General features: G+C 67.0%; 10 protein-coding genes and 1 other RNA gene. 3 read left to right on the forward strand and 8 right to left on the reverse strand.

Annotation, left to right across the window (positions count from 1 at the left end; all coding sequences use genetic code 11):
- Window positions 1-86 precede the first annotated feature (86 nt).
- The 3 genes from FS845_RS20990 to aceE all read right to left on the reverse strand — a co-directional run bounded on the left by FS845_RS20990 (window position 87) and on the right by aceE (window position 4738).
- Window positions 87-701 (reverse strand): glutathione S-transferase family protein, encoded by a 615-nt coding sequence (locus FS845_RS20990; RefSeq protein WP_144638953.1) that lies wholly within the window; start codon window positions 699-701, stop codon window positions 87-89.
- A gap of 283 nt (window positions 702-984) precedes the next feature.
- On the reverse strand, window positions 985-1884 hold the full coding sequence (locus FS845_RS20995) for a LysR family transcriptional regulator (RefSeq protein WP_144638955.1): 900 nt from the start codon (window positions 1882-1884) through the stop codon (window positions 985-987).
- Window positions 1885-2053: 169 nt separating this feature from the next.
- Window positions 2054-4738 carry a pyruvate dehydrogenase (acetyl-transferring), homodimeric type gene (gene aceE, locus FS845_RS21000; protein ID WP_144638957.1) on the reverse strand — a complete coding sequence of 895 codons (2685 nt, stop codon included), beginning with the start codon at window positions 4736-4738 and terminating at the stop codon, window positions 2054-2056.
- 150 nt (window positions 4739-4888) lie between these two features.
- Here aceE and FS845_RS21005 point away from each other — a divergent pair, with 150 nt between their 5' ends.
- On the forward strand, window positions 4889-5332 hold the full coding sequence (locus FS845_RS21005; RefSeq protein ID WP_144638959.1) for a MarR family winged helix-turn-helix transcriptional regulator: 444 nt from the start codon (window positions 4889-4891) through the stop codon (window positions 5330-5332).
- A gap of 48 nt (window positions 5333-5380) precedes the next feature.
- Complete coding sequence (locus FS845_RS21010) at window positions 5381-6004, forward strand: FMN-dependent NADH-azoreductase (RefSeq protein ID WP_144638961.1); 624 nt, start codon at window positions 5381-5383, stop codon at window positions 6002-6004.
- Window positions 6005-6107: 103 nt separating this feature from the next.
- Here the strand turns inward: FS845_RS21010 and ssrA are convergent.
- The 5 genes from ssrA to ompA form a co-directional block, all read right to left on the reverse strand.
- Window positions 6108-6529: a transfer-messenger RNA gene (gene ssrA / locus FS845_RS21015) on the reverse strand.
- 168 nt (window positions 6530-6697) lie between these two features.
- Entirely contained in the window at window positions 6698-7900 is a 1203-nt protein-coding gene (locus tag FS845_RS21020) for an MFS transporter (RefSeq protein WP_144638963.1), read from the reverse strand.
- 156 nt (window positions 7901-8056) lie between these two features.
- Window positions 8057-8761: an HAD-IA family hydrolase gene (locus tag FS845_RS21025; RefSeq protein ID WP_144638965.1), complete on the reverse strand. Its 705-nt coding sequence runs from the start codon at window positions 8759-8761 to the stop codon at window positions 8057-8059.
- Between the two features lie 56 nt (window positions 8762-8817).
- The gene (ubiG, locus tag FS845_RS21030) at window positions 8818-9537 is read right to left on the reverse strand and encodes a bifunctional 2-polyprenyl-6-hydroxyphenol methylase/3-demethylubiquinol 3-O-methyltransferase UbiG (protein WP_144638967.1); all 720 of its coding nucleotides are present in this window, start codon (window positions 9535-9537) and stop codon (window positions 8818-8820) included.
- A 161-nt stretch (window positions 9538-9698) separates the two neighbouring features.
- Window positions 9699-10292: an outer membrane protein OmpA gene (gene ompA, locus FS845_RS21035; protein WP_144638969.1), complete on the reverse strand. Its 594-nt coding sequence runs from the start codon at window positions 10290-10292 to the stop codon at window positions 9699-9701.
- A gap of 388 nt (window positions 10293-10680) precedes the next feature.
- Here ompA and gyrA point away from each other — a divergent pair, with 388 nt between their 5' ends.
- Window positions 10681-13353 (forward strand): DNA gyrase subunit A, encoded by a 2673-nt coding sequence (gene gyrA, locus FS845_RS21040; RefSeq protein WP_144638971.1) that lies wholly within the window; start codon window positions 10681-10683, stop codon window positions 13351-13353.

Here is a 13353-nt window from a genome sequence, read left to right on the forward strand (position 1 = left end):
CGGAGGCTGGCTGAGGACCGCGCGGCGGGTTCGTGGCGAGACGCCCGCATCGCGCGGATGCCAGGCGCCCGCCGCCGCGGGCGGGCTTACGCCGCCAGGCCCACCGGCGTACGCTGGAAGGCCACGAAGCCGGGCAGGGCTTCCACGCGGGCCAGCCACTGGCGCACGTGGGGGTAGTCCTTCAGGTCCACATTGCCTTCGGGCGCGCGCGCCGTATAGCTGTACAGCGCCACGTCCGCGATGGTCGGACGTTCTCCGCCCACGATCCACTTCTGCGTGGCCAGCGCGTCGTCCATGCGCTTGAGCACCACGTGGGCACGGTTGATGGCCGTCTCGGCGTCCAGCGGGGCGGCGAACACCGTGACCAGGCGCGCGGCGGCCGGGCCGAAGGCGATGTCGCCGGCCGCCACGGACAGCCAGCGCTGCACGGCTGCGGCGTCGGCGGCGCTTTCGGGCAGCCAGTCCGTCTTGCCCAGCTTCTTGCCCAGGTAGACCAGGATGGCGTTGGAGTCCGGCACGACGGTGTCGCCGTCCACCAGCACCGGCACCTGGCCGAAGGGATTCAGTTTCAGGAAATCGGGTTGCTTGTGGGCGCGGTTGGCCAGGTCGACGTCGACCAGTTCCACGGGTTGGCCGACCAGCGACAGGAACAGGCGGGCGCGGTGGGCGTGGCCGGACAGGGGATGGTGATAGAGCTTCATGGCGGCAGTCCTATGTTGTGGGTTTCGCACGCAATGTCGTGCTGAAACGAATCATAGGGAAGCCGGTGTAAGCAAAAAACGGCCTGGTACGCAAGGGATTGTTCTTGTTTTAGCAATAGTAAGGAACGTTCGGATCCCTGGCGAGAGGCCGCCACCCCCCACCGGCACCCGCCAGGTCGACGGCCCCGCGGTCCCGGCTCGGCGCCTCCGCCCATGGTTCCCTGCCCAGGCGTGGGGGCCGGTTCCCGCCATGCACGATTGTCCACGGCCCAGCGCCGGCCGCTCAATTCAGGGCCTTGTCCGCCCGCAGCCGCTCGATGGCGAAGTCCAGGAAGGTGCGCACCTTCTGCATCGCATGCCGGCCCTCGCGGTGGATCACCTGGATGGGCGAGGGCGGCGGCTCGTGCTCGGCCAGCACCACGCGCAGGCTGCCGTCCCACAGCTCGGCCGCCACCTGGTACGACAGCACCCGCACCAGGCCCAGCCCCGCCACCGCGGCCGCGATCGCCGAATCGTTGGTGGACGTGGACAGCCGCGGCGCCACCCGCACGCTCGACGCCTCGCCCTGGTGCGCGAAACGCCACTCGGGCAGCGTGCTGACGCTGGTGGTGTGGATCAGCGTGTGCGCGGCCAGATCTTCCGGCCGTCGCGGCGTGCCGTGCCTGTCCAGGTAGGACGGCGCGGCGCATACCACCCGCCGCACCCGGCCCACCGCGATCGCCTGCAGCGACGAACTGGGCAGTTCGCCGATGCGCAGGCCCACGTCCACGCCTTCGTCGATGAGGTTGACGTTGCGATCCACGAACAGGCAGTTGACGTCCACCTCAGGGTAGCGCTGCAGGTAGTCCACCACGATGGGCGTGGCATAGCGCGCGCCGAACAGCACCGGCGCGGTCAGCACCAGTTGTCCGCGCGGCGCCGCGTGCGTGCCCGCGGCCGTCAGCTCGGCTTCCTCGATCTCGCCCAGGATGCGCTTGCAGTTCTCGTAGTACGCTGCCCCCGTCTCGGTGGGCCGCACCACGCGCGTGGTGCGCGTCAGCAGCCGCACGCCCAGGTGCGCCTCCAATTCGGTGACGATGCGGCTGACCACCGACAGCGACACGTCCAGCCGCCGCGCGGCGGCCGTGAACCCGCCGCTGTCGACCACGGCGACGAAGGTCTTCATGGCTTGCAGTCGATCCATGCGCGAACTCCCCGCAGTTAAGCAGGACGCAGTATCGCAGGCGCGCGGACAAAATCCCAATGCGGGCGGGAAAGGCCGGGGCAGGCGCCGCCGCCGCGGGCCCGCGCCAGTCGGCGCGGCATGGCTGCGCGCGGCATCGGACCGCGCGCGGCCATGCCGTGGCCTCGTCCTATCGCGCCGGGTCGGCCTTGTCCGGCGAGACGTCATAACGCGCCATCGCCTGCGTCACCACCTGGCGGGGCACGGCGCCGTCGTCGGCGAGCGCCTTGAGCGCCGCCACCGCGATGAAGTGCCGATCGACCTCGAAGAAGCGGCGCAGCGATTCGCGCGTATCGCTGCGGCCGAAGCCGTCGGTGCCCAACGCCACCATCCGCCTGCCTTCGACGAAGGGGCGGATCTGGTCGGCCACGATCTTCATGTAGTCGGTCGCCACGACCAGTGGGCCGGCATGGCCCGCCAGGCACTGCTGCACGTACGGGATGCGCGGGGCGAGCTCGGGATGGAGCATGTTCCAGCGTTCCGCCGCCATGCCGTCGCGGCGCAGTTCGGTCAGGCTCGTGGCGCTCCAGATGTCGCTGGCGATGCCGAAGTCGCTGGCCAGCAGTTGCGCCGCGGCCGTCACCTCGTTCAGGATGGCGCCGCTGCCGGCCAGCTGCACGCGTGCACGCGGCGTACCCTCGGGCGCGACCGGCCGCAAGGCGTACCAGCCCCGCAGGATGCCTTCCTCGGCGCCCGCCGGCAGCGCCGGGTGGGCGTAGTTCTCGTTCAGCAGGGTGATGTAGTAGAAAACGTCTTCCTGTTGCGCATACATGCGCCGCATCCCGTCATGGATGATCACCGCCAGCTCGTAGGCGAAGGTCGGATCGTACGAAACGCAGCAGGGAATGACGGACGACAGCACGTGGCTGTGCCCGTCGTCGTGCTGCAGGCCTTCGCCCATCAGCGTGGTGCGTCCCGACGTGGCGCCCAGCAGGAAGCCGCGCGCCCTCGCGTCGCCGGCGGCCCAGGCCAGGTCGCCCACGCGCTGGAAGCCGAACATCGAGTAGTAGATGTAGAAGGGCAGGGCCGTGACGCCGTGGTTGCTGTAGGCGGTGGCCGCCGCGATCCACGCGGACATGGCGCCCGACTCGTTCAGGCCTTCCTGCATGATCTGGCCGTCGCGTGTTTCGCGGTAATAGCTCAGTTGACCGGCGTCCTGCGGCGTATAGAGCTGGCCGACGTGGGAGTAGATGCCGACCTGCCGGAACATGCCCTCCATGCCGAAGGTACGCGACTCGTCGGGCACGATGGGCACGACGTTGCGGCCCAGCGACGGGTCCTTGAGCAGCGTGCCCAGCATGCGCACGAACGCCATCGTCGTCGAGTAGGCGCGCGCGCCGGAGTCCTGCAACTGCGTATCGAACACCGACAGCGGTGGCAGCGCCAGCGGCGGCGCACCGGCGTCGCGGGACGGGACGTGGCCGCCCAGCGCCGCGCGGCGCTGCTGCAGGTAGCGCGCGTCGTCGCTGTCGGCGGCGGGCTTCAGGTAGGGAATGTCGTCCAGCTGCGCGTCGGGGACCGGCAGTTCGAAGCGGTCGCGGAACGCCCGCACGGCATCGGCATTGAGCTTCTTCAACTGGTGGTTGACGTTCTGGCCTTCCCCGGCCTCGCCCATGCCGAAGCCCTTGACGGTCTTGGCCAGGATCACCGTCGGCCGCCCGGTATGCCGTACGGCCGCGGCATAGGCGTTGTACACCTTGACCGGATCGTGGCCGCCGCGCGCCAGCGCCCAGATGTCCGCATCGCTCATGTCCGCCACCAGTTCGAGCAGCGCCGGATACTTGCCGAAGAAGTGCTCGCGTACGTACGCGCCATCCTGCGACTTGAAAGTCTGGTACTCGCCGTCGACGCATTCCATCATGCGCTGCCGCAGCAGGCCGGTGGTGTCGCGCGCCAGCAGCGCGTCCCAGCCGCTGGCCCAGATCACCTTGATGACGTTCCAGCCCGCTGCGCGATACAGGCCTTCGAACTCCTGGATGACCTTGGCGTTGCCCCGTACCGGACCGTCCAGCCGCTGCAGGTTGCAGTTGACGACGAAGATCAGGTTGTCCAGCCGCTCGCGTCCGGCCATGGCCACGGCGGCCAGCGACTCCGGCTGGTCCATCTCCCCATCGCCCAGGAAGGCCCAGACCTTGCGCTGCTGCCTCGCTGCAAGTTCCCGGTCCTCCAGGTAGCGCAGGAAGCGCGCCTGGTAGGCCGCGGTGAGGGGCCCCAGGCCCATCGATACGGTCGGGAACTGCCAGAAATCGGGCATCAGCCGGGGATGGGGATACGACGAAATGCCGTCGCGACCCGCTTCGCGGCGGAAATTGTCCAGCTGCGCCTCGTCGAGCCGGCCTTCCAGATAGGCGCGGGCGTAGATGCCGGGCGAGGCGTGGCCCTGCAGGTACACCAGATCGCCGCCGTGGTGCGCGGTGCGGCCACGGAAGAAATGGTTGAAGCCCACTTCGTACAACACGGCCGCGGAGGCATAGGTGGCGATGTGGCCGCCGACGTTCGAATGCTTGCCGGCGCGCAGCACCATCGCCATGGCGTTCCAGCGCGCCATCGCGACGATGCGCCGCTCGACCTGCGCGTCGCCGGGATAGGGCGATTCGCTGCCGGCGGTGATCGTGTTGACGTAGGGCGTGGTGATCGCGCCGTGGAAATCGCCGTGCCGTGCCGCATCCGAACCATGCAGGCGATCGAGCAGATAGTGCGCCCGGCCGCGGCCCTGCACCTGCGTCACGGCAGCCAGCGCCTCGATCCATTCCTGTGTCTCCTGGGGATCTTCGTCCAGTGGCAATGCGTCCAGCGGTATATCGGGGGCGTTCATGTCGGTCTCCATGGTAGTCGGGATGGCAATGGCCCGGACGGCCGCCGGGTCGGCAAATCATCCGATGAATTGCAATTGCAATCGATTGCGGATTCTGAGCGCTTTGCGGTACGATTGCAACTGCAACTACTTGTCCATACGGAGACCGGCATGGCCGTGGCACCACCCGATCTATGGTTTTCCTTCGTGCGCTCGCACCGGACGCTGATCCGCGAGATCGACCGGCGCCTGTCCGAGGCGGGCTTGCCGGCCTACGCCTGGTATGACGTGCTGTGGGGCATCGAAAGCGGGGCGGAAGGCAGCCGCCGCATGCATGAGCTGGCCGACGTCCTGGCGATCGAGCGCTACAACCTGACGCGCCTGGTGGACCGGCTGGAGCGGGAAGGACTGGTCACCCGCGTGCGGTCGGCCGAGGACGGCCGCGCGGCGATCCTGACGGTGACGCGGCAGGGCAGGACCCTGCGCAAGAAGATGTGGGCGATCTACGAAACGGCCGTCGAAGAGCTGTTCCTGGCCCAGTTCACGGCACAGGACATCGCGCGTTTCTCGCGGGCCCTGGACGCCGCGGCGGCCCGGGCGGGACGGCCCCGATAAGCGCCTTTCCACGCATTGTTTCCACACACTGGTACGGAGCGACGCCTCATGCGGCTGCTGAACATCGTGTCTTCTCCCCGTGGCGCAAGGTCCGCCTCGATCGCCGTGGCCGACGCCTTCATCGAGGCCTATGGCAAGGCCCGCCCCTCGCTCGAGGTCGACACGCTGAACGTCTGGGACGAAGACCTTCCGGACTTCGACGGCGCCGCCATCGGCGCGAAATACAAGGGCGTGGCGAACGCGCCCATGGATGCCGCGGAGCTGTCGACGTGGCAACGCATCCGGGCGCTCGCGGCACGCTTCCAGCAGGCGGACCGCATCGTCGTTGGCGTTCCCATGTGGAATTTCGGCTATCCCTACAAGCTCAAGCAGCTGATCGACCTCGTCAGCCAGCGCAACCTGCTGTTCACGTTCGACGGCAAAACGTATGGCCCGATGCTGAAGGTGCCGCGCGCGCTGGTCATCCATGTCCGCGGGCAAAGCCGTGACGCCGAGGCGGGCGGCACCGATCCCGGCTTCGCGCATCAACAGCAATACATCGCGTTCTGGCTGGCGTTCATCGGCGTGCAGGACGTCCGGAGCCTGGCGGTGGAACATACATGGGACGCGCTGGCAGCCGAAACGATCGCACAGGCCAGGCAGCGGGCGGCCGCGTTGGCCTCGGACTTCTAGGCGGCGTCGCCGAGCCAGGCGCACGGGAGCATAAAAAAATCCCCAGGAAGCGAGGCTTGCTGGGGATTTCTTGCTGCCCGGCGGGCGATGCCGGGCAAGTATCTGGTGGAGCCGGCGGGAATTGAACCCGCGTCCGCAAGCCCTCTGCAGTCAGTTCTACATGCGTAGTCGACCTATTTCGTTTTAACCCTGGACTTAGCCGATCGACAGGCCGGCCCAGAGCGATTCACGTAATTTAAACCAGCGCCGTGTGACCCCAGCGCAAGCCGATTCCTTGTAGATAACACTGCTGCGGTTCAGGAAGAAACTGCTTCGGGGGATATAGGCCCTAGACAGAAATCCTTAGGAAGGTTGCCCTTCCTCCGCCCGACCCAAGGACAGATCGGTGCAGCGGCTCACCGCTTAAGCGGCGAGAGCGAAACGCTCGTCGTTGGCGTTTGATTGTTTCCAGTGGTTTTACGAGCGAACTGGTGCTCGACATGCCCTGAACTGTTTCGCGACCCACGTCGAATCCGGATCGGCCCCAGACCTGCAATTGTACGCTTTTATGCAGGAGTTTGCCCGCGCGTAGAGTGTTTTGACGACATTGTCATGACCGAGGACGGCAGGCTCGCGGGAATTGAACCCGCGCCCACGAGCTTTCCGCTGTCGCAAGGGAAGGGGGACGAGCCGCCGCCTGTCGGCACCGCCATATCAGCATTGCTGGCAAGCCGGCGCACCCTCGACCAGCGCCGCGGTCTGGGCCGCTTGCGCTCGCCGCGTCATGGCCATCAGCCCCAGCGCCAGCAGCATGCCGACCGCCAGCACGCCGGCGGCCGCGCCGCCCAGCGCCACCAGGCCGTGGTGATCGATGACGTAGCCGCCGACCACCGCGCCCAGCCCGATGCCGGCATTGGCGCCCGAGATGTTCAGCGAGGCCGCGAAGGCCGGCGCCTGCGGCGCGGCCTTCATCAGCCGCACGTGGCAGACGATGAACAGGGCGGCCTGGGCGACGCCCCAGGCAGCCAGCGCCAGGGCCAGCAGCACGGGCGCGCGCATCACCAGTGTGACGAACGCCAGTCCGGCCGCCATGATGGTGCCGAACAGCAGCGTCGCGCCCAGCGGGCTGCGGTCCACCAGGCGGCCACCCAGCCAGTTGCCCACGATGCCGATGCCGCCGAAGGCCATCATGGTCCAGCCGACCACCTGGCCGTCGAACCCGGCCAGCCGTTCCAGCATGTCGGCCAGATAGGTGTAGGCGGTGAACATGCCGGTGAACACCAGCAAGGACAGCAGCACGTGGCCCAGGACCAACGGGTCGCGCAGGATGCGCACCTGCTGGCGCAGCCGCACGATTTCGCCCTGGCGGCGGATGCGCGGAAAGGTCAGCAGCAGCATCAGCGCCTTGGCGAACGCCACCGCGGCCAGGATACCGAAGGCGGCGCGCCAGCCCAGCACGTCGGAGATCAGCACGCCGATGGGAATGCCGAATACCGTGGCCGCCACGATGCCGAAGGCCACCATGGAGATGGCCCGGCCTGCGCGCTCAGGCCCCACGATCTCCACCGCCGTGGCGCTGGCCAGCGACCAGAAGACGGGCAGGGCGAGCGCCGGCACCAGGCGCGCGACGGCCATGGTGCCAATGTCGGGCGCCAGGGCCGCCAGCGTGTTGGACAGGCCGAACAGCACCAGCACGCCGATGAACAGCCGCTTGCGTTCGACGTTGGTCATCAGCGCCGTCAGCAGCGGACCGGTGGCCGCCACCGTGAAGGCGAACAGCGATACCAGCAGGCCGGCCTGCGACACCGAGACGTGCAGGTCGCGTGCCATCGGCGGCAACAGGCCGATGATAAGGAACTCGGTCGTCAGGATGGTGAACCCGGACGCGGACAGCAGCAGGATGGGCAACAAAGGCATGATGGAACGGCCAGCGGGCACGCGGCCATGGGGTCGCGCGCTGAGTCTGATAGGGAAATGGGAAACGCGCGGCCAGCGCCGAAAAGGCGCGCTTACCGCGGGATCGTTGTCACTTTAAGGTGGAAGTGCGGCCGGATAAAGACCGCGAACTTGGCTTTACTGTTCGGCCTGGTTGGACAATGCGTCGCGCACGTCCGCCGGCAACAGCGCCTGGATGGCGGGCCACAGGGCCTCGACGTCATCGGCACAGGCTTCAGCCTGCCATGCGGTGGCATCCCCGTCTATCCCGATGTACCCGTAGGCCGCCGCCACCGCGGGCATGCCCGCGGCATGGGCCGCCTGCACGTCGCGCAGGTCGTCGCCCACGTAGACGCTGCGCTCGGGCGAGATGCCGGCCTGGCTGGCCGCCAGCAGCAGCGGCGCCGGGTGCGGCTTGGGATGGCCTGCCGTGTCGCCGCAGACGGTGGCGGCGCTGCGCCGGGCCAGGCCCAGGTGCTCGATGATGGGCAGGGCCAGGTAGGACACCTTGTTGGTGACGATGCCCCAGGACAGGCCATGCCGTTCCAGGCGCGCCAGCAGTTCGGCGATGCCCGGGAACAGGCGGCTGTGCACGGTGGAGCCTGCCGCGTAGTCTTCCAGGAACTGCAGGCGCACGGCCTCGTAGCCCGGGTCTTCGGGCTTGAGGCCCAGCGCAACGCGCAGCAGGCCGCGCGCGCCATGCGAGGCCACCGGGCGCAGGGCCTCGTAGGGCAGGGGCTCCAGCCCCTGGCGGATGCGCTGCCGGTTGGCGGCGGCCGCCAGGTCGGGGGCGGTGTCGGCCAGCGTGCCGTCGAAGTCGAACAGGACCAGGGCGGTCGTCATGGGTGCACCTTCGTGCTGCGCACTCCGGTATTCGCTCTTGGGGCGGCCCGGCATGCTCATTTTCTCGTCGCCATCAGGTAGTTCACCGACGTATCCGCCGACAGCGTATAGATCTTGGTGATGGGGTTGTATTCCATGCCGCGCATGCCCACGGTCTCGAGGCCCGCCTGGCGCACCGACGAGGCCAGTTCGCTGGGCTTGATGAAATGTTCGTAGCTGTGGGTGCCGCGCGGCAGCAGGCGCAGCACGTACTCGGCGCCGATGATGGCGAACAGGAAGGACTTGGGGTTGCGGTTCAGCGTGGAGAAGAACACCCAGCCGCCCGGCCTGGCCAGCGTGGCGCAGGCCTGCACGATGGAGGCGGGGTTGGGCACGTGCTCGAGCATCTCCATGCACGTGACCACGTCGTACTGGCCGGGCTGCTCGGTGGCCAGGTCTTCCACCGGCACCTTGCGGTACTCCACCGGCACGCCGGATTCCAACCCGTGCAGCCGCGCCACCTTCAGGGACTTGTCGGCCAGGTCGATGCCGGTGACCTTGCCGCCGGCGCGCGCCATGCTTTCGGACAGGATGCCGCCGCCGCAGCCCACGTCCAGCACCCGCTTGCCCGCCAGGCTGCCCGCCACTTCCTGGATCCATTCCAGGCGCAGGGGGTTGATGGCGTGCAGGGGCTTGAATTCGCTTTCGGGGTCCCACCAGCGCGAGGCCAGGGCGCTGAACTTGTCCAGTTCGGCCTGGTTGGCGTTGACGGGGCGTGCAGAGGTATCTGGGGTCATGGGCGGCCGTCCGCGAAAGCAAGGGAAGCCCCGCGCCGCACGCCGGGCTTGCCGCTTCCCTATATATGAAAGGCGGACTGCCCGGGTGGGCCGGCGGCAAAAAAAAGGGCCACGCAGTGCGTGGCCCTTTATTGTACCGGCTGTGAAGCCGGTCGATCTGCTTAGCGGCGGGTACCGACGATCTCGATTTCCACGCGACGGTTCTTCGCGCGGCCTTCGCGGGTCGAGTTCGAGGCGACGGGCTGCTTCTCGCCCTTGCCTTCCGTGTAGATACGGTTGGGATCCACGCCCTTGGTGACCAGGTAGGACTTGACCGAAGCGGCACGGCGCTCGGACAGCTTCTGGTTGTAGGCGTCCGAACCGATCGAGTCGGTGTGGCCAACGGCGATCAGGGTTTCCAGATTGATGGTGTTGATCTGGGAAGCCACTTGATCCAGCAGCTGGCGGCCTTCCGGCTTCAGCGTCGACTTGTCGAAGTCGAAGAACGTATCGGCGTTGAAGACGACCTTCGAAGCGGTCGGCTGAGCACGCGGGGGCGCCGGCTGGGCAGCCTGGGCGACCGGCACGCCGTCGCAGCCGGGGATGCCGGTAGCGGGGGTCCAGAAGGCATCGCGCCAGCAGAGTTCGTTGGTGCCGTTCTTCCACACCGTGCCGAATGCATTGCGCCAGTTGTCGATGGTCTGGGCGGAGGCCGCACCAGAGGCCGTGACGGCGGCGAAGGCAAGAGCCAGAGCGAATTTGGAGGGTTTGTTCATGTTTCTCCTCGTTGAGCTTGAAGCTGGATAGATGACTCGCAGCGACCCCCGCCGCATATCAGGAAAACGGGGCCAGTATAACAATGCCTGGAACGTGTTCAAGCACTGCTGCTGGGTCTCCTGCGTGCTGGAAACAATCTTAAGGCATTTGCCCGTCTTTGGCTTCCCTGGACCCTCCCATTCCCCTGCTATAGCGGCTTTTCCATGCTTCGCAGGATATTCATGTTGGTTTTTGGCAACAAGGCCGCAATGACGAAATGTTGCGGTCCGCGGGGGGCTTGCGACGGGTCCGCAAAAGGCGGTCCGGCGGGGGGTATGCCGCTGGATGATAAAATTTCCCGTTTGCCCGGCCCGGGTCCATCCCTTACACGATTCAGTCGCCACACATATGGATTCCTTTGCCAAGGAGACGCTTCCGGTATCGCTGGAAGAAGAGATGCGCCGCAGCTACCTCGATTACGCAATGAGCGTGATCGTAGGCCGGGCGTTGCCCGATGTGCGCGACGGCCTGAAGCCCGTGCATCGGCGCGTGCTGTACGCCATGCACGAACTGAACAACGACTGGAACCGCGCCTACAAGAAGTCGGCGCGTATCGTCGGGGACGTCATCGGTAAATACCACCCCCACGGCGACCAGTCGGTGTACGACACCATCGTCCGCATGGCGCAGGACTTCTCCATGCGCTACATGCTGGTCGACGGCCAGGGCAACTTCGGCTCCATCGACGGCGACAACGCCGCGGCGATGCGTTACACCGAAATCCGCCTGGCCAAGATCGCGCACGAACTGCTGGCCGACATCGACCAGGAAACCGTCGATTTCGGTCCGAACTACGACGGCAGTGAGCAAGAACCGCTCCTGCTGCCCTCGCGCCTGCCCAACCTGCTGGTCAACGGCAGTTCGGGCATCGCCGTGGGCATGGCCACCAACATCCCGCCGCACAATCTGTCGGAAGTGGTGGACGGCTGCCTGTACTGCCTGCGCAACCCGGAATGCTCCATCGACGAGCTGATGGAGTTCATCCCGGCGCCCGACTTCCCCACGGGCGGCATCATCTACGGCATGGGCGGCGTGCGCGAAGGCTATCGCACGGGCCGCGGCCGCGTGGTCATGCGCGCCAAGGTGCACTTCGAGGACATGGAGAAGGGCAATCGCCAGGCCATCGTGGTCGACGCCATTCCTTACCAGGTCAACAAGAAGACGCTGCAGGAGCGCATCGCCGAGCTGGTCAACGAAAAGAAGATCGAGGGCATCTCCGACATCCGCGACGAGTCGGACAAGGACGGCATGCGCCTGGTCATCGAGCTCAAGCGCGGCGAGGTCCCCGAGGTCGTCCTCAACAACCTGTACAAGAACACGCAGCTGCAGGACACCTTCGGCATGAACCTGGTGGCGCTGGTCGACGGCCAGCCCCGCCTGCTGAACCTGAAGCAGCTGATCGCCTACTTCCTGCAGCACCGCCGCGAAGTGGTCACGCGCCGCACGGTGTTCCAGCTGCGCAAGGCGCGCGAACGCGGCCACGTGCTGGAAGGCCTGGCCGTGGCGCTGGCCAACATCGACGATTTCATCGCCATCATCAAGGCCGCGCCGACCCCGCCGGTGGCCCGCCAGGAACTGATGGCGCGCACGTGGGATTCCTCGCTGGTGCGCGAGATGCTGGCGCGCGCCGACGAGGGCAACACCCCGGGCGGCCGGGCGGCCTACCGTCCCGACGACCTGGCGGCCGAATTCGGCCTGCAGGACGACGGGCTGTACCGCCTGTCCGACACCCAGGCGCAGGAAATCCTCAACATGCGCCTGCAGCGCCTGACTGGCCTGGAGCAGGACAAGATCGTCGGCGAATACCGCGAAGTGATGGACAACATCGCCGATCTGCTGGACATCCTGTCGCGTCCCGAGCGCATCACCACGATCATCGGCGACGAGCTGCAGGCCATCAAGGCCGAGTTCGCCACCAACACGAAGGACGTGCGCCGCTCCGAGATCGAGGTCAATGCGTCCGACATCGACACCGAAGACCTGATCACGCCGATGGACATGGTGGTCACCATGTCGCACAGCGGCTACATCAAGAGCCAGCCGCTGTCCGAATACCGGTCGCAGAAGCGCGGCGGCCGCGGCAAGCAGGCCACGGCGATGAAGGAGAACGACTGGATCGACCAGCTGTTCATCGCCAACACGCACGACTTCCTGCTGTGCTTCTCCAACCGTGGCCGCGTGTACTGGCTGAAGGTCTGGGAAGTGCCGCAGGGCACGCGCGGCTCGCGCGGCCGTCCCATCGTCAACATGTTCCCGCTGGCCGAAGGCGAGAAGATCACGGTGGTGCTGCCCGTCAAGGAATTCAGCGAAGACCATTACGTCTTCATGTCCACCTCGCGCGGCACGGTCAAGAAGACCCCGCTGTCCGACTTCTCCAACCCGCGCAAGGCCGGCATCATCGCCGTCGACCTGGATGACGGCGACTTCCTCATCGGTGCCGACCTCACCGACGGCAAGCACGACGTGATGCTGTTCTCCGACGCCGGCAAGGCCGTGCGCTTCGACGAGAACGACGTGCGCCCGATGGGCCGCAACGCGCGCGGCGTGCGCGGCATGCAGCTCGAGGACGGCCAGACCGTCATCTCGCTGCTGGTGGCCGAGGACGAATCGCAAAGCGTGCTGACCGCCACCGAGAACGGCTACGGCAAGCGCACCTCCATCGTCGAGTACACCCGCCACGGCCGCGGCACCAAGGGCATGATCGCCATCCAGACCTCGTCGCGCAACGGCAAGGTCGTGGGCGCCGTGCTGGTGCGCCCGTCCGACGAGATCATGCTGATCACCACGGGCGGCGTGCTGGTGCGCACCCGCGTGTCCGAGATCCGCGAAATGGGCCGCGCCACGCAGGGCGTCACGCTGATCAGCGTGGATGACGGCAGCAGCCTGTCCGGCGTGCGCCGCGTGGTCGAGAGCGACGCGGACGAGATCGAAGGCGAGGACGGCGACGGCATCGACAACGACAATGGCGCGCCGTCGCAGGACGACGCGGGGGAATCCTCTTCCACCGGATCTACGGAGTAA

It is taken from the genome of Bordetella genomosp. 13 (assembly GCF_007679965.1).
Classification (GTDB): domain Bacteria; phylum Pseudomonadota; class Gammaproteobacteria; order Burkholderiales; family Burkholderiaceae_B; genus Bordetella.